The sequence below is a fragment of the Sphingopyxis sp. genome, assembly GCF_050725655.1.
In the GTDB taxonomy this organism is placed as follows: domain Bacteria; phylum Pseudomonadota; class Alphaproteobacteria; order Sphingomonadales; family Sphingomonadaceae; genus Sphingopyxis.
On record NZ_JBOHHT010000074.1, the window covers coordinates 33,855 to 49,041 of the forward strand.

The window sequence follows — 15,187 nt, forward strand, 5'->3', positions numbered from 1 at the left end:
GCCTCGTCATTTCTAAGGCAAGGTCCAATCCCTTTTTCAATAACGATTCTCAATAGCATATTGACCCCCTGAGCATGCCCGCCTAGAGCGACGCTATTGCGAGTCAGTCGCAATTATTCAGGGGAAGAAAATTGATCATCCAACGTCTGCCGTCCGTAACCCGCCTTGCCGCCGGCAGCGCGCTGGGCCTCGCGCTCATCGCCACCGCCGCGCCGGCGTTCGCACAGGACAATGACGGCGATTATTGGGTGTCGCTCAAGAACCGCATCGTCGTTACCGCGACGCGCACCGCGGTAAAGGCCGAGGATATTCCCGTCACCGTCACGGTAAAGAGCGACGAACAGATCGCCGACGAACTCGTCACCGACATCCGCGACCTTGTCCGCTTCGAACCCGGCGTCAGCGTCCAGCGCCAGCCCGCGCGCTTCGGCGCCGCGCTCGGCACCACGGGCCGCGCGGGCAATGACAGCTTCAACATCCGCGGTATCGGCGGCAACCGCGTGCTCGTCCAGGTTGACGGCGTGCGCGTCCCCGACGGCTTCACCTTCGGGGCGCAGGCGTCGGGCCGCGGCGACTATGTCGACCTTGGTCTCGTCAAATCGGTCGAAATCCTGCGTGGTCCGTCGTCGGCGCTCTACGGCAGCGACGGCCTTGCGGGCGCGGTCAGCTTCATTACCTCGGACCCCGTCGATTTCCTCGAACCCGGCAAGAATGTCGGCGGGCTCCTGCGCGCGGCCTACAGCAGCGCCGACGAGGAATTCAGCGAAACCGCGATCCTCGCGGGGCGCAGCGGTGACTGGTCGATCATGGCCGCCTACACCCGGCGCGATTACAAGGAACTCGACAACAAGGGTAATGTCGCTGGCGGGACCACCGCGACCGGCACATCGGGCAAGGATGCGAACACGGGGCCGCTTCGTACGCTTCCCAATCCGCAGGACGGCCATTCGAATGCCGTGCTGGCGCGGATCGTCTATGATCCTGCCAACGGCCACAAGATCCGCCTGACCGGCGAATATCTCGATACCGACCTCTACACCAACGGCCTGACCGGCGTGACCGCGACGCGCAACGCGCTCGGCGTCGTCATCTCCAGTGTCGACCGGCTCGAAGCCTGGGACAGCGGTGAGCGTAAACGTGTGTCGCTCGACTGGAGTCGGGAAGGCGAGGGGGCGATCGATTTCGCGCGCGTCGCGCTCTACTGGCAGGACGGCGAAGATAATCAATATACCGAAGAAGACCGCACGCCCGCGGCCGACCGGTCGCGCCTCAACACCTTCGAAAACCGCGTGATCGGCGCCTCGGCCGACGCCCGCGCTGATTTCGCGACCGGCGCGATCACCCATCGCCTCGTTTTCGGCGGCGACATCAGCAAGACGCGCCAGCGCGGCCTGCGCGACGGCACCGTGCCGCCGTTCGGCGAAACCTATCCGACGCGCGCGTTTCCGAGCACCGATTTCACCCGTGCGGGTCTGTTTGCGGGCGACGAGATCTCGATCGCCGACGGCCGCCTGCTCCTCTATCCGGCGCTGCGCTTCGACTGGTACGACCTGTCGCCCGACGACGATCCGTTGCTCCCGACTTTTGCCGGTGCCAAGCAGGACGGCTCGCGCCTGTCGCCAAAGTTCGGCGCGGTGTGGAAGATCACCGAGGATTTCCGCCTCTTTGCCAACTATGCGACGGGCTTCAAGGCGCCCGAACCGGGGCAGGTAAACCAGTTCTTCTCGAACCTCGCATCGGGCTATACCTCGATCCCGAACCCCGATCTTGGCCCCGAACGCAGCGAAAGCATCGAGGGCGGGATCCGCTTTTCGAGCGACGCGATCAGCCTCGACGTCACGGGCTTTTCGGCGCGCTACAAGGATTTCATCAGCCAGGAGCAGGTCGGCGGCAGCTTCACGCCCGCCGATCCCGCTATCTTCCAATTCGTGAATCTCGATCGCGTCCGGGTCAAAGGAGCTGAGGCGCGGTTCGAGGGGCGAGCGTCGTCCGGCCTGTATACGACGCTCGCCCTATCCTATGCGAAGGGTGACATCATCGATCCCGACGGCGTGCGCTCGCCGCTCGAATCGATTGATCCGCTCAAGCTCGTTGCGGGGATCGGCTACCGCCAGCCGCAGGGCCGCTTCGGCGGCCAGCTGATCATGACGCACAGCGCGCGCAAGGAGGCGTCGCGGACAAACGGCGGCTATCGCCCCGACGATTTCACCATCCTCGATGCGACCGCCTATGTCCGCATCACGGAGGGGCTGACGCTGCGCGGCGGCGTCTTCAACATCCTCGACAAGAAATACAGCTGGTGGAGCGATACGCGCGGCCTCGCCAACACGACGTTCATCGGCGGCCGGAACCTGCCGATCGACGTGATCGCCGACGCCTACACCCAGCCCGGCCGCAACGCGAGCGTGTCGCTGAGCTTCCGCTTCTAATCAAAACAGAAGGACTGCACCGATGAAAACCTATCGCAAAATCGCCGCTGGGCTCTTGCTGCTCACCGCAGCGCTGCCCGTCGCCGTGCTCGCCCACCCGCCGATCGCCGCCGAGGCGGCGGCCGCCAGTTTCGAGCAGGACCGCGCCGACATCCTCGCGATGGCGGGCAACTACCGCGTCAGCTTCAACATGCAGGAATCGACCCGCTGGGATCCCAATTACGAGATTCTCGAACCCAAGCGCTCGGGCGGCAACGAGGTCGTCCGCGTCATCGAGGACACCGGCCGCAAGATTGTGCTCCAGCATATGCTCGTCATCACCGGCGACGATGACAAGAGCATGATCATCAAGCATTGGCGCCAGGACTGGGAATATGAGCCCGCCAAAGTGCTGGTTTACTCGGACCGTAACCAGTGGACGTGGGAAGATGTCCCCGAAAAGATGCGCACCGGCCGCTGGTCGCAGACGGTCTGGCAGGTCGATGACAGCCCGCGTTACGGCGGCTGGGGCCAGTTTGAAACGCAGGGCGGCGTTCGCCGCTGGCGCTCGAACTGGACGTGGCGCCCGCTCGCGCGCCGCGATGCGGTGCGCAATCCCGTTTACGATCGCTATCTGTCGATCAACCGCCATCAGCCCTCGCCCGACGGCTGGGTGCACTGGCAGGACAATATGAAGATGGGGACGAAAGACGGCAAGCTGGTGCCGATCGTCCAGGAATATGTCCTCAACACCTATATCAAATATGACCAGTATGACGTGAAGGCGGCCGACGATTATTGGGCCGCGACCAAGGATTATTGGGCCGCCGTGCGCGCCGAATGGGACCGTGTCGCGGCGGCCAAGGGCGGCATCGCGATCGACGAAAAAGCCGACACCGGCACCGTGATCAGCGGCCGCCTGCTCGAAATGGCCGACGACATTCAGGAAAAGAAGCTGACGACGGCCAAGGCGATCGCCGAGGCGAAGAAGCTGATCGAAACCAACACGCGCAAGCTTTGAAGACCTTCACCATGTGAAGCCCGAAACTGGGGGCGGCTCGAAAGGGGCCCCCCCTATTTTATGTGCGCTCTTATTTCTTCGCGCCCTCGACGCTCCAGATGCCCGCGCCGCGCGTCGCGACGAACAGGAAGAGGAAGCAGTAGAGGATGATCGTCTCGCCGCCGTTGGCGATCGGGAAGGGGCCCTGGCTGCCATGCGCGACCCAATAGCCGACCGCCGACATGCCGCTGGCGACGAATGCCGCGGGGCGCGTGAACAGACCGATGACGATCAGGCCGCCGGCGATCAGCTCGATCGTGCCCGCCGCCTGCAGCATCGGGTTGAGCGGCGTCGGGAAGGCGACCGGGAAATTGAAGAACTTCTGCACGCCATGCGCCATGAACAACAAGCCCGCGACGATGCGCAGCAGCGCATAGGCATGTTCGCCGAAACCATCGAGAAACTTCATGATAGGACCCCCTCATTCTGATTGTCGAGGCGAGCAAACTAACGGATTTTTTGGTCGATGCGAATTTTTTCGCGTCGCATGTCACATCCGCCGATCCTGTCTCGTCAAGTCTGCACAACCCCCAAGAATGGAGACATGACATGACCAAGGTAACCGACCCCTACGCCGCCGCCCCGCAGCTGATGAAGCAGTGGATGGCGGTCAGCCTTGCGGCCGAAAAGAGCCTCGAGGCGAGCCTGATCGAGCTGGTGAAGATCCGCTCGTCGATCCTCAACGGCTGCGCCAACTGCATCAATATGCACACGGTCGAAGCCCGCGCGAAGGGCGAGACCGAACAGCGCATCTATCTGCTCGCCGCGTGGCACGAAGCCCCGGTATATACCGACCGCGAACGCGCCGCGCTCGCCTGGACCGACGCCTTGACTGGCATCGCGCAGGGGCACACACAGAAGGCCGCAAAAGACGCGCTCGAAGCGCATTTCACGCCGGAGGAACAGGTGAACCTGACCGTGATGATCAATGTCATCAATGGCTGGAACCGTATCGCGGTCGGTTTCGACCTCTGGTACGAAAACGGCGCGCTGAAGGCCGCCTGATGACCCCCGAGGGCATCCAGAGCCGCCTCGATGCGGCGGACGCGGCGGCGAGTTTCGACCCGCTGCGTCCGCTGCTCACCCGCGTTGCCTACCGCATGCTCGGCTCGGTCGCCGATGCCGAGGACGTGGTGCAGGATGCCTTCATCCGCTGGCTTGGCACCGACCGCGACGCGGTGCGCGAGCCCGCGGCGTTCCTTCGCCGCACCGTGACCCGGCTTTGCCTCGACCAGATCAAGTCGGCAAAGAACCAGCGCGAGACCTATGTCGGCCCCTGGCTTCCCGACCCGTTGGTCGAGGAGGAGGAAGAGGACGATGTCACTTTGCCGCTGATGCTCGCGCTCGAACGCCTCTCGCCGCTCGAACGCGCCGCTTTCCTCCTCCACGACGTCTTTGGTGTCGAGTTCGAGGAGGTCGCGAAAACGATCGACCGCGATCCCGCCGCGACGCGCCAGTTGGCGGCGCGCGCCCGCACCCACGTCCGCGATGCGCGACCGCGCTACAAGCTTGAAAAAGAGCAGGGGCTTCAGATCGCCAACGCCTTTTTCGCGGCATCGCGCAGCGGCGACATGGGGGCGCTCGGCGCGCTGCTGGCGGCGGACGTCGGGATGTGGGCCGACGGTGGCGGCAAGCGCCCCGCGGCGATGGGGCCGGTAATCGGATACGACATCGTGCTGAAACTGCACCGCAGCCTCGCGGTACTTTTCGGCAAATATGGCTCGACGCTCGTCCACGCCGGCACGATCAACGGGCTGCCGGGCTTCGTCACGCGTGAAGCCGATGGCGAGTTGCAAACCACCGCGCTCGAGATCGAGGACGGCAAGGTCACCGCCATCTATGTGATGCGCAACCCTGACAAGCTGAAGCACATGCACTGACGGTCAGGCGGCGCGGAGCACCCCTGCGGCGACGAACAGGATCGAGGCGGCAAAGCTCGCCGCGGTGCGCACCGAGTTCCAGAAGGTCCAGTCCTTGAGATAGCGCGCCCAGAGCGCGGCGCCTTCGGGCGTGCCGACCGGGGTCGCGGTGAGCGCATTGTTCAGCGGTACATTCAGCGCCATCGTCACCCCGTCGCAGCCGATCACATAGAGCAGCGCCGCGGCGAGGATCAATTTGCCGTCGAGGGTGCCGAGCGTCCCTAGTGCCATCGCCGCCGCGATCAGGCAGAGCAGCCCGGTGCCGAACAGCGCGGTCATAAAGCCGGGATTGATCACCGTGACGTTGATCGAATTCATCGCGGTCGCGCCCTGTTCGGGTGCGAGCCGTCCGAGACCCGCCATGATGAAGCTTGAGAAACCGAAGAAGACCCCGCCAACCAAGGCCGCGCCCGCCGCGGCGGCGAAGCTGAGCCCGGTCAAAAGATTATCGGCCATGCTGCCCTCCAGAAATCTTACTCGATACGAGGCGATAGGTGATGCGGTATAACTCCATCGATTGCGCTCCTCCCTTTTGGCCCGAAAAGGTCAGCCGATCCGGCGCCGACCAGTCGAGCATCGGCCCATAACTATCCTTGACCGGATCGTTCACCGCGAGTGGCAATATCATCCCCGCGTCGTAGCGGCCACTCCGCGATGTGGCGGCGAACAGGTCGACGCGGTCGTCCTGCATGCTCGGCGCGCGGGCGAAGACCAATGTCCGGCTGTCGGCCAGAAAGCTCGCATCGAATTCGTCGGCGGGCGTGTTGATTGCGCCGGGCAGCGGCACGGCGGCGGCAAAGCTGCGCCCTTTCGACCGCGCGGTGTAGAGGTCGTGCCGTCCGGCACCGCCCGGCCGGTCGCTCGAAAACAGCAGGTGCCGACCGTCGGGCGACAGCATCGGCGCATATTCGCTGGCCGCGCTATTGACCTTTTGCCCCAGATTCTCCGGCGTGCCGAACCCCTCCGCGGTCACCGCGACGCGATAAAGATCGTCCTTGCCCATCCCGCCCGGCCGGTCCGAACAGAAAAAGACGAAGCGTCCGTCGCGCGAAAAGGCGGGGTCGAAATCGCGGCCCGGCGAATTGAACGAAATCGGCGTCGCGGGCGTCCAGCCCGCCGCCCAGCCGGTCCCAGCGCGCCGCGCGATCCAGATGTCATAGCCGCCGGGTCCGCCGGGGCGGTTGCGGCTGAACCACAAGGCGGTCCGGCCATCGGGGCTGATCGTCAGGCGGACTTCGGAATGATCGGTCGAGGCGATTCCCGGCGCGAACAGCTCGGCCTCGCCGACGATTTCGACCGCGGGCGCAGCGGCAAGCAGCGAAAGGGCGAGGGCGAATGCCGCCATCTCACGCCGCCCGTTCGAAATCGCTGATCCAGTTGGTTTCCCAGCTCAGGCCGCCGTCGGCGGACGCGGCCTGCTCCCAGCGCGCCGACGTGCCGGTGATACGCGACCACAGGACGCGCGTCTTGATCGGCCGGCCCTCGAAACTGTCATCGCCGATGAAGGTGCCAATGCCGCCCGCGAAGCCGCTCGCAAAGCCGCCGCGCACCGGCGGTGCGATCGTCGAAGGGTTGCGCCCATCGAGCCACCAGCTCAGCCATTCGCCCGTCGCCGGATCGAGCGCGCGGATGCCGACCCCGCGGAACGGCGCGCCGGGAAAGTTCATCACATTGTCGCCGACATTGCCGCGCCCGCCGAGCACGGGCCAGTTCACCAGCGTCCCGTCGAAATCGACCCAGTCGCGGCTTCCCGCGAGCCGCGTCTTCAGCTTACGGTGCCGTACTTTCCAGCTGCCGACCAGAAAGGCGAAGTCGCTGGCATTCGGTGCCTTATCAGCGAGCAAGGGCAGCGGTGTCGGCGTGGCAGCAGTGCGCGTAAAATAATTGCGCCAGTTGATCTCCCACGTCTTGCCGCCATCGGTCGAAAATCCCTGGTCCCAGTGCGGGCGGGGGCCGTGGATCTCGTGCCAGCGAAACCGGACGGCAATCTCCTGTCCCTTGAAGGTATCGCGTCCCGTAAAAACGCCTTCATCGCCGTCGAAACGTCCGATCACCGGCGGATCGATATGCGTCGGGTTGCGCCCGTCGACCCACCAGATCGCCCATGTTTGGGTCGCCGGATCGAAAGCGCGGATGCCGAAGCCGCGATATTCGCCGCCCGGCAGGTCGAGGATATTGTCGTCGATCGTCCCGAGCCCGTCCAGCGTCAGCCAGCACGCGCTCTTGCCGCCGAACTCGGCCCAATCGTCGCTGCCCGCGAGCCGCTCCTTCAACCGCCGGTGCCGGACGTCCCAATCGCCGACCAGCCATCGCCAGTCGGTGCGATGTGCGTCGCCGCTCCCGGCTGCCGGGGCCTTGCTCCACGCTGGCCCACCGAACGCGGCCGCGCCGCCAGCAAATATCATCGTTTCGATCAAGCGGCGGCGATCGAGCGTATGGGGAAGTTGGGTCATCGGGCCTCCAGCGGATCGGGTCCCCTTGTCTGCCGCGCCCAAGATGTTTTGAGGATGCGAAGAATGGGTGTAGAGGCTAAGCCATACTTATGGTCCGCCCCGACAAGCTTCCGCCCTTGCCCTCGATCCGCGCCTTCGAAGCGGCTGCGCGGCTGGAGAGTTTCGCGCGTGCCGCGCAGGAGCTCGGCACCACGGCGGCGTCGGTCAGCTACCATGTCCGCCAACTCGAGCAGCAGACCGGACTGCATCTGTTCGTCCGTCATCCGCACAAGGTCATGCTGACCGCCGCTGGCGCCGCCATCGCGCGCGAGGCGACCGCGGCGTTCGCGGCGCTGCACGCCAGTTTCGTGAAAGCGCAGGATCAGGACGAGGCACGGCTTTCGCTCACCACGCTGCCGACCTTGGGGACCAGCTGGCTGACCCCACGTCTCGGGCTGTTCCGCGCGCGCCACCCCGACATAGCCATCGAGCTCGAATTGTCGCCCGAGCCACAGGCGCTGGGCGATGGCCGTTTCGACGCCGCGATCCGCCACGGTCTCGGCGAATGGCGCGGCCTCAGAAGCGTCCGGTTGTTTCCAATCCTGTTCATGCCGCTTTGCGCGCCTGCGCTGCAGGCCGCGGCGGCCGGCTTGGAAGATCCCCGCACAGCACTCGACGTCCCGCTGCTCGGCCGGCCCGACTGGTGGGCGCTGTGGTATCGCGCGCTCGGCGTCGCCCCGGGCCCGCCGCCCGACCGCTTCGGCACCAGCCTCGCCGCCGAGCATATGGACATCGCCGCGGCGATCGCCGGGCACGGAATAGCGATCGGCTCGCCGATCCTGTTTCGCGACGAAATCGCTGCCGGTCGTCTCGTCCCGGCGCACTGTCTGGTTGCGGGCGATGGCCGGTCCTTCTGGTTCGTCTATCCCGTAGCGCGGCTGCAAAGCACGAAGATCGCCCGCTTCCGCGACTGGCTCTGCGACGCGGCGGTCGCCGAGATTGCAGCCGCGAAAGTCCATATCGCGGGCGCGATCATTCTCGATCCGTGATCATGTCCAAATATCGCTGTCCTACAAAAGCGCGCCGCGATAGCGTGACGGCGATGACACGCCCCAATCTCTTCTTCGCCGCGAATACTCCACGCGACGGACAAAAACGCGATTTCAGTGTAAAGTTACGCAGTTTTCCGCCGTTTCGGAAACGGCCGTGATCGCCTTTCTTCGTCAGCCCGGACTTGATCCGGGATTCATTCAGAGCAACGGTCGCTGGCGGACCCCGGATCAAGTCCGGGGTGACGAACGGGGCAAGGGGTGGCACGGAATGCGATTCCAGAGTGAAGTTATGCAGTTTTCTGCCGATCTGCTTTCGCGAGACACGCCATGCTGAGCGTCGAGACCCACGCCGCGACGCCATGGCCCGACGCGCTCGACTGGGAGGCGCGGGCAGGGGAGGCGGTTGCTGCGGCGCTCGCGCTGACGCCCTATGCCGCGCTTGCCGACGCGGCGCCGCTTGTGGAGGTCGCGGTCCGGCTCACCGACGATGCCGAGGTTCACACGCTCAACCGCGATTTCCGCGGCAAGGACAAACCGACCAACGTCCTCTCCTTTCCGCAGGTGCAGGATGACCTGCTCGAGGGTCTCGCCAACAGCGACGACGGCGAAATCCTGCTCGGCGACATCGTGCTCGCGCGCGAAACCTGCGCGCGCGAGGCGGAGGAGAAGGCGATTTCGATCGTCGATCATGCGACGCATCTGATCGTCCACGGCATGCTGCATCTTGTCGGTTATGACCATATGGATGATGCCAGCGCGGCGGCGATGGAGGCGCTCGAGGTGAAAGCGCTTGCATCGCTGGGCATCGCCAATCCATATGTGGACTTGGACTAACAGGGAAACACAACGCACATGCCCGACGACCAGGGATCTTCGACCCGATCGGAAGAGGACAGTAGGTCCGGCCTCTGGGCCGGAATCCGGACATTGCTATTTGGCGGCAACAACGAGCCGTCGTTGCGCGAGCAGATCGAAGACGTCATCGACGAGGCCGAGGAAGAAGGTCAGGAACGGCGCGGCAGCAGCGTCGTCGGCGACCTGTCGCCGATCGAGCGCAAGATGCTGCGCAACCTTCTCCATTTTGGCGAGCAGACCGTCGATGATGTCGCCGTGCCGCGCGCCGACATTATCGCGATCCCCGAAAGCGCGAGCTTTGCCGAGATCGTCGCTTCATTCGCCGAAGCGGGGCACAGCCGCCTGCCCGTCTATCGCGAGAATCTCGACGAGGTCGTCGGCATGATCCACGTCAAGGATGTGTTCGCCGTGCTCGCCGAAGGGCGCACGCCGCCGCCGTTGCTCGACCTCATCCGCCAGCCGCTTTACGTCCCGCAATCGATGGGCGTGCTCGACCTGCTCGCCGAAATGCGCGCCAAGCGCACCCACCTGGCGATCGTCATCGACGAATATTCGGGCACCGAGGGACTGTTGACGATCGAGGATCTGGTCGAGGAAATCGTCGGCGAGATCGAGGACGAGCATGACGACGAGCCGACCGCGCTGTTCGCTCCCGGGGAGGGCGGCTGCTGGGATGCCGACGCGCGCGCCGAACTCGACGATGTCGGCGAAGCGATCGACCCGCGGCTCGCCGACATCGAGGAAGACGTCGACACGCTGGGCGGCCTCGCCGCCGTGCTCGCGGGCCATGTCCCCCAGGTCGGCGAGATTCTGCTCCACCCGAGCGGCTGGCGCATCGAGGTGACCGAGGCCGACGAGCGCCGTGTCCACCGCCTGCGCCTCCACCCGCCGGTGGTGGTCAACCTTGAGGCTCCATCGGAAACCGGGGACTAGGTTTTCCGCTAATCCGGGTCGATGTTCACCACATTATATTTCAACGCCTCTTTCCTCGTCAGGCATCGTCGCGTCGACCGGTCGCTTGCGGTCGCTACCGTTTTTTGCCGGTACATGATGTCGGATAGCAGGTCGCGCGAGACGTCGAGGCGGATCAGCAGGTCGTTGTCCTCGGTCGCCATCAGCGCCGCCTCGCGCTCGACGTCGCCGATCAACTCGGTGGTGGACTCGGCGCCCAGCGCGACGCTCGACTGAATGGCGTTCTTATCGCCGGTCATGGTGAACATATGGACCATGAAATAACCGCCCGGGTCGATCGTGCGTGCGCGGCCGCCCATGAAGACGAAATTGCAGGCGCTGAAACAGGTCCATCCCGACGGAATACGTGTCACCATCTGGCGTTCCTTGCTGAACTTGCGGATCAGCAATCCCGCCGCATTGCCGGCTCGGGCATCGCCGCCCGGCGACCGGATCCAGATTTCGCTGATCGACGGATTGTCGGTCAGAACCTTTTCGAGCCGCGCCGGAAGCTTGCTGTCGACGCGGCCCTCGGCCAGCAGCACGGTTTCGCCGCTGCGCTGGAACGGGGTCAGCACCATCGTCCTGTAGTCCGACCAATTGGGCGTGGCGGGGCAGGTGGGGTTGTCGGGGTCCATGCCGGGCGGGGTCGCGGCGGTACATGCGAGCGTCGCGACAAGCACAGCGACCGATTTGATCCAACGATTCATACGATCATCCCCAGCAATGTGCGGACCCCCGACCGCAGATGCGATCATGCTAGGTCATCGACGCAGCCAAAACAATATCACGCCGCCCGCGTCTGGCGGTGTGATCCGCCGCATTGACGCCGCTTGTGAGGCCGGCCATTCGGGCTTAACCTTGGAGACAAGGGATGGGAGTCAGCCATGCGGGCAAAGCTGCGATATCGGTCGGGGATCGGCGCCATCTTTTTGGTGTTGCTGTCGAGCAGCGCTGTGGCCGCAGCCTGGCAAAGCGCCCCGAGCGAAGGCGATAAGGCATTTGTCCCGCCGTCGGTCGCCGAACCGGCCCTACCCGATCTTCCCGAGCAGCCCGTGCTCGACACCCGCAGCTATCCCAAATGCCGTGAGGATTACAAGAAGATCGACGCGCCGTTCGATAAGGCCGCTGCCATCAACCGCTGCACGGTAGCGATCGATACATATTATTCAAAAAAAATGCTGCCGTATCGCGAGGCGATGATCGTCTATCAAAACGCCTTGTCGGCGCTTTATACAGCCAAGGTGGGCGGAAATATGCGCTATTCCCCGGCGACCCAGGATCGTTTCTATAAAATGGTCATGGCCGAACATGCAGCCTCCGATCCCGAAGGAGCGAACCTCGCCGCCTATCGCGGGTTTGAGGCGCAGTATCAGACCGACCGCGCCTATCTGGCCGACCGCTTCTGCTTCAACACCGGCTGCAACGGCTATCCGGTTCCTTCCTCGGGCGTCAAAGTGGCCACGCCCGAAGCCACAGAGAAGCCGCCCAAGAAGAAGGGCGACGAGGCGAAGCGCGCCAGCAACGACACCCCCGATCCCAAATGCAAGCGTGCCCGCAAGCGTGGCGGCGCGCTGGGCGGTCTCATCGGCGGCGTTGCGGGCAGCGCCGCGGGGCTCAAGGGCGTCGGTACGCTCGTGTCGGGGCTGGTCGGCGCGGTGCTCGTTGCCGAAATCGCGTGCCAGCTCGACGAAAAGGAACAGAAAGTCGCTGCCGAGGCGACCGTTGCGGTCACGAAAAAGGAAGAAGTCGGCGCAACCGCCAAATGGACGAGCCCGACGCGCGAAGGCGTCGCAGGATCGTCGACGATCACCGCACTCAACACCGAACCTAACGGCAGCAAATGCCTGTCGATCACCGACATCGCCATTGTCGAGGGCGAGGAAACACGCGTGTCGAAACGCATGTGCCGCGCGAAGCCGGGCGAACCATATAGTATCATGGCCTGACGGCGGCGTTGCGTTTGCGCCGCGAGGGGATTAGCGCAGGCGCGATGGACGTCTCCGACCTTCGCATCGCCCTGTTCAGCGGCAACTATAATATGACTACCGACGGGGCGAACAAGGCGCTGAACCGTCTGGTCGGCTATCTTCTGGCCCACGGCGCCGCGGTTCGCGTCTATTCGCCGACCGTCGCCCAACCCGCTTTCGAGCCGACGGGCGATCTGGTCAGCGTGCCGTCGATCGCGATTCCGGGGCGCAGCGAATATCGCGTCCCGGTGTCCTTCTCGTCGCGGGTCCGCGAGGACATCGTCAATTTCGCACCCAATATCGTCCATATCTCCAGCCCCGATCGCGTGGCGCGGCAGGCGGCGGCGTGGGCGCGGCGCCGGCGGCTCCCGGTCGCCTGTTCGGTGCACACGCGCTTCGAAACCTATGTCCGCTATTATAATCTGTCGTTCCTCGAACCCGTGTTGGTCGCCTGGCTGCGCAAGCTTTACCGCAAGTGCGATGCGCTGATCGCGCCCTCCGAAAGCTTTGCGCAGGTCCTGCGCGAACAGCGGATGAACTATGACATCGGCATCTGGACCCGCGGCGTCGAGCAGGGGGTTTTCAATCCGGGCCGCCGCGACATCGCGTGGCGCCGGTCGCTGGACATCGCCGACGACGTCCCCGCCATCGCCTTTCTCGGCCGGTTGGTGATGGAAAAGGGGCTCGACGTGTTTGCCGATGCCATCGACCTGCTTGTGCGGCACGGCGTGCCGCACAAGGTCGTCGTGATCGGTGAGGGGCCGGCGGGCGAATGGTTCGAATCGCGCTTGCCGACCGCCAATTTCGTTGGCTTTCAGGGCGGCGCCGACCTTGCCCACGCGCTTGCGTCGTGCGACATTTTCTTCAACCCGTCGGTGACCGAAACCTTTGGCAATGTGACGCTCGAAGCGATGGCCTGCGGCCTGCCCGTCGTCGCGGCGCGCGCAACCGGCAGCGCCAGCATCGTCAAGCATGGCCACACCGGCTATCTGGTCACCCCCGGTTCGATCACCGGCTTTGCCGACCATCTCGAACGCTATTGCCGCGATCCGCAGCTACGCTGCGCGCATGGCGCGGCGGCGGTGCAGGAAAGCGGTTCCTATCAATGGGACGCGATCAATCAGGCGGTTGCCGACACCTATGTCCGCCTGATCCGCCAAAAAATGCGGCGCGGGCGCTGAGCCTGCGATGGCCGGGGACCTGTTCGGCGAGGATGCTCCGGCGCAGCGGGCGGGCGTCGCCACCGGACCGGTCCCGCTCGCCGAACGGCTGCGGCCGCGCACGCTGGCCGATGTCGTCGGGCAGGAGCATCTGACGGGGTCCGAGGGCGCGATCGGCCGGATGGTTGCGGCGGGCCAATTGTCGTCGATCATCCTCTGGGGACCGCCGGGCACCGGCAAGACGACGGTCGCGCGGCTGCTCGCCGAGGCGGTGGGAATGCGTTTCGCGCCGCTGTCGGCGGTCTTCTCGGGCGTCGCCGACCTGCGGCAGGCGTTCGCCGATGCCGAGAAGATGGCGGCGGCGGGCAAACGCACCTTGCTCTTCGTCGACGAAATCCACCGTTTCAATCGGGCACAGCAGGATGGCTTCCTGCCCTATGTCGAACGCGGAACGGTCGTGCTTGTCGGGGCGACGACCGAGAATCCCAGCTTCGCGCTGAATGCAGCGCTGCTGTCGCGGGCGCAGGTGCTGGTGCTGAACCGATTGGGCGAGGAAGCGTTGGCAACGCTGGTCGAACGCGCCGAGGCAGAGGTCGGGCGGGCACTGCCTGTCACCGACGACGCCAGGGCGGCGCTGATCTCGAGTGCCGACGGCGACGGGCGTTTCCTGCTGAACCAGGTCGAAACCTTGTTCGCGACCGCAATCGATGCCCCGCTCGATCCCGCCGAACTCGCGCAGTTCCTGCATCGCCGCATGCCCGTCTATGACAAGGACCGCGACGGCCATTATAATCTGATCTCGGCGCTGCATAAGGCGCTGCGCGGATCGGACCCACAGGCGTCGCTCTATTGGCTCGCTCGCATGCTCGTCGCGGGCGAGGAGCCGCTTTACGTGCTGCGCCGAATCGTCCGCTTCGCGAGCGAGGATATCGGGCTCGCCGATCCGCAGGCGCTGGTGCAATGTCTCGCCGCCAAGGACGCCTATCAGTTCCTCGGATCGCCCGAGGGCGAACTCGCGATCGTGCAGGCTTGCCTCTATTGCGCAACCGCGCCCAAGTCGAACGCGGCCTATGCGGCACAGAAAGCGGCATGGGCGGCGGCGCGTGAAACCGGTAGCCTCGCACCCCCCGCCAATATCCTCAACGCCCCGACCAAGCTGATGAAAGATTTGGGTTATGGCGAGGGCTATAGTTACGACCATGACGCGCCCGACGGCTTTTCGGGCGACAATTACTGGCCCGACGGTATGGCGCCCGTCGACTTTTATCGACCCGTCGATCGCGGCTTTGAAAAGCGTATCGCGGAACGGCTAGCCTGGTGGGATGAAAGACGGCGCGTGAAGGAATGACGTCACCCTTGCCCCCCACCGCGCATGGGTAT

General features: G+C 64.8%; 15 protein-coding genes. 10 read left to right on the top strand and 5 right to left on the bottom strand.

Annotated elements, in window-relative coordinates:
• Positions 1 to 131 precede the first annotated feature (131 nt).
• Together ACREBX_RS10690 and ACREBX_RS10695 are read left to right on the top strand one after the other, a co-directional pair.
• Positions 132 to 2,429 carry a TonB-dependent hemoglobin/transferrin/lactoferrin family receptor gene (locus tag ACREBX_RS10690; RefSeq protein WP_431561726.1) on the top strand — a complete coding sequence of 766 codons (2,298 nt, stop codon included), beginning with the start codon at positions 132 to 134 and terminating at the stop codon, positions 2,427 to 2,429.
• A 22-nt stretch (positions 2,430 to 2,451) separates the two neighbouring features.
• The gene (locus ACREBX_RS10695; protein WP_431561727.1) at positions 2,452 to 3,429 is read left to right on the top strand and encodes a DUF6607 family protein; all 978 of its coding nucleotides are present in this window, start codon (positions 2,452 to 2,454) and stop codon (positions 3,427 to 3,429) included.
• 70 nt (positions 3,430 to 3,499) lie between these two features.
• Here ACREBX_RS10695 and ACREBX_RS10700 read toward each other — a convergent pair whose 3' ends face one another.
• Positions 3,500 to 3,877: a DoxX family protein gene (locus ACREBX_RS10700; RefSeq protein WP_431561728.1), complete on the bottom strand. Its 378-nt coding sequence runs from the start codon at positions 3,875 to 3,877 to the stop codon at positions 3,500 to 3,502.
• Positions 3,878 to 4,017: 140 nt separating this feature from the next.
• Between ACREBX_RS10700 and ACREBX_RS10705 the strand changes: the two genes are divergently transcribed.
• On the top strand, positions 4,018 to 4,473 hold the full coding sequence (locus tag ACREBX_RS10705) for a carboxymuconolactone decarboxylase family protein (RefSeq protein WP_431561729.1): 456 nt from the start codon (positions 4,018 to 4,020) through the stop codon (positions 4,471 to 4,473).
• The gene (locus ACREBX_RS10710; protein WP_431561730.1) at positions 4,473 to 5,348 is read left to right on the top strand and encodes a sigma-70 family RNA polymerase sigma factor; all 876 of its coding nucleotides are present in this window, start codon (positions 4,473 to 4,475) and stop codon (positions 5,346 to 5,348) included. The genes ACREBX_RS10705 and ACREBX_RS10710 overlap by 1 nt, the downstream gene beginning before the upstream one ends.
• Positions 5,349 to 5,351: 3 nt before the next feature.
• Here ACREBX_RS10710 and ACREBX_RS10715 read toward each other — a convergent pair whose 3' ends face one another.
• Genes ACREBX_RS10715 through ACREBX_RS10725 form a run of 3 tightly spaced genes read right to left on the bottom strand, consistent with a single transcriptional unit; the run spans position 5,352 to position 7,840 of the window.
• Positions 5,352 to 5,843, bottom strand: a complete 492-nt coding sequence (locus ACREBX_RS10715) for a DUF1772 domain-containing protein (RefSeq protein ID WP_431561731.1) — start codon at positions 5,841 to 5,843, stop codon at positions 5,352 to 5,354.
• Positions 5,833 to 6,732 (bottom strand): TolB family protein, encoded by a 900-nt coding sequence (locus tag ACREBX_RS10720; RefSeq protein WP_431561732.1) that lies wholly within the window; start codon positions 6,730 to 6,732, stop codon positions 5,833 to 5,835. Before ACREBX_RS10720 ends, ACREBX_RS10715 begins: the two co-directional genes overlap by 11 nt.
• A gap of 1 nt (position 6,733) precedes the next feature.
• Positions 6,734 to 7,840 carry a hypothetical protein gene (locus ACREBX_RS10725; RefSeq protein WP_431561733.1) on the bottom strand — a complete coding sequence of 369 codons (1,107 nt, stop codon included), beginning with the start codon at positions 7,838 to 7,840 and terminating at the stop codon, positions 6,734 to 6,736.
• An 89-nt stretch (positions 7,841 to 7,929) separates the two neighbouring features.
• Between ACREBX_RS10725 and ACREBX_RS10730 the strand changes: the two genes are divergently transcribed.
• From ACREBX_RS10730 to ACREBX_RS10740, 3 genes are all read left to right on the top strand, one after another.
• Positions 7,930 to 8,868, top strand: a complete 939-nt coding sequence (locus ACREBX_RS10730; protein WP_431561734.1) for a LysR substrate-binding domain-containing protein — start codon at positions 7,930 to 7,932, stop codon at positions 8,866 to 8,868.
• Positions 8,869 to 9,198: 330 nt separating this feature from the next.
• Positions 9,199 to 9,705 (top strand): rRNA maturation RNase YbeY, encoded by a 507-nt coding sequence (ybeY, locus tag ACREBX_RS10735; RefSeq protein ID WP_431561735.1) that lies wholly within the window; start codon positions 9,199 to 9,201, stop codon positions 9,703 to 9,705.
• An 18-nt stretch (positions 9,706 to 9,723) separates the two neighbouring features.
• Positions 9,724 to 10,659 carry a hemolysin family protein gene (locus tag ACREBX_RS10740; RefSeq protein WP_431561736.1) on the top strand — a complete coding sequence of 312 codons (936 nt, stop codon included), beginning with the start codon at positions 9,724 to 9,726 and terminating at the stop codon, positions 10,657 to 10,659.
• An 8-nt stretch (positions 10,660 to 10,667) separates the two neighbouring features.
• Here ACREBX_RS10740 and ACREBX_RS10745 read toward each other — a convergent pair whose 3' ends face one another.
• The gene (locus ACREBX_RS10745; protein WP_431561737.1) at positions 10,668 to 11,387 is read right to left on the bottom strand and encodes a hypothetical protein; all 720 of its coding nucleotides are present in this window, start codon (positions 11,385 to 11,387) and stop codon (positions 10,668 to 10,670) included.
• A gap of 177 nt (positions 11,388 to 11,564) precedes the next feature.
• Here ACREBX_RS10745 and ACREBX_RS10750 point away from each other — a divergent pair, with 177 nt between their 5' ends.
• Genes ACREBX_RS10750 through ACREBX_RS10760 form a run of 3 tightly spaced genes read left to right on the top strand, consistent with a single transcriptional unit; the run spans position 11,565 to position 15,155 of the window.
• The gene (locus ACREBX_RS10750) at positions 11,565 to 12,626 is read left to right on the top strand and encodes a hypothetical protein (RefSeq protein WP_431561738.1); all 1,062 of its coding nucleotides are present in this window, start codon (positions 11,565 to 11,567) and stop codon (positions 12,624 to 12,626) included.
• A 44-nt stretch (positions 12,627 to 12,670) separates the two neighbouring features.
• Complete coding sequence (locus tag ACREBX_RS10755; RefSeq protein WP_431561739.1) at positions 12,671 to 13,828, top strand: glycosyltransferase family 4 protein; 1,158 nt, start codon at positions 12,671 to 12,673, stop codon at positions 13,826 to 13,828.
• Positions 13,829 to 13,835: 7 nt separating this feature from the next.
• The gene (locus ACREBX_RS10760) at positions 13,836 to 15,155 is read left to right on the top strand and encodes a replication-associated recombination protein A (RefSeq protein WP_431561740.1); all 1,320 of its coding nucleotides are present in this window, start codon (positions 13,836 to 13,838) and stop codon (positions 15,153 to 15,155) included.
• The last annotated feature ends 32 nt before the right edge of the window (positions 15,156 to 15,187 follow it).

What these genes read in the sequence shown, in the direction of transcription:
- ACREBX_RS10700 (WP_431561728.1), bottom strand. Translation starts at nt 3,877, where the DNA reads ATGAAGTTTCTCGATGGTTTCGGCGAACATGCCTATGCGCTGCTGCGC.
- ACREBX_RS10695 (WP_431561727.1), top strand. Translation starts at nt 2,452, where the DNA reads ATGAAAACCTATCGCAAAATCGCCGCTGGGCTCTTGCTGCTCACCGCA.
- ACREBX_RS10745 (WP_431561737.1), bottom strand. Translation starts at nt 11,387, where the DNA reads ATGAATCGTTGGATCAAATCGGTCGCTGTGCTTGTCGCGACGCTCGCA.
- ACREBX_RS10730 (WP_431561734.1), top strand. Translation starts at nt 7,930, where the DNA reads ATGGTCCGCCCCGACAAGCTTCCGCCCTTGCCCTCGATCCGCGCCTTC.
- ACREBX_RS10725 (WP_431561733.1), bottom strand. Translation starts at nt 7,840, where the DNA reads ATGACCCAACTTCCCCATACGCTCGATCGCCGCCGCTTGATCGAAACG.
- ACREBX_RS10760 (WP_431561740.1), top strand. Translation starts at nt 13,836, where the DNA reads ATGGCCGGGGACCTGTTCGGCGAGGATGCTCCGGCGCAGCGGGCGGGC.
- ybeY (WP_431561735.1), top strand. Translation starts at nt 9,199, where the DNA reads ATGCTGAGCGTCGAGACCCACGCCGCGACGCCATGGCCCGACGCGCTC.
- ACREBX_RS10750 (WP_431561738.1), top strand. Translation starts at nt 11,565, where the DNA reads ATGCGGGCAAAGCTGCGATATCGGTCGGGGATCGGCGCCATCTTTTTG.
- ACREBX_RS10705 (WP_431561729.1), top strand. Translation starts at nt 4,018, where the DNA reads ATGACCAAGGTAACCGACCCCTACGCCGCCGCCCCGCAGCTGATGAAG.
- ACREBX_RS10720 (WP_431561732.1), bottom strand. Translation starts at nt 6,732, where the DNA reads ATGGCGGCATTCGCCCTCGCCCTTTCGCTGCTTGCCGCTGCGCCCGCG.
- ACREBX_RS10740 (WP_431561736.1), top strand. Translation starts at nt 9,724, where the DNA reads ATGCCCGACGACCAGGGATCTTCGACCCGATCGGAAGAGGACAGTAGG.
- ACREBX_RS10710 (WP_431561730.1), top strand. Translation starts at nt 4,473, where the DNA reads ATGACCCCCGAGGGCATCCAGAGCCGCCTCGATGCGGCGGACGCGGCG.
- ACREBX_RS10755 (WP_431561739.1), top strand. Translation starts at nt 12,671, where the DNA reads ATGGACGTCTCCGACCTTCGCATCGCCCTGTTCAGCGGCAACTATAAT.
- ACREBX_RS10715 (WP_431561731.1), bottom strand. Translation starts at nt 5,843, where the DNA reads ATGGCCGATAATCTTTTGACCGGGCTCAGCTTCGCCGCCGCGGCGGGC.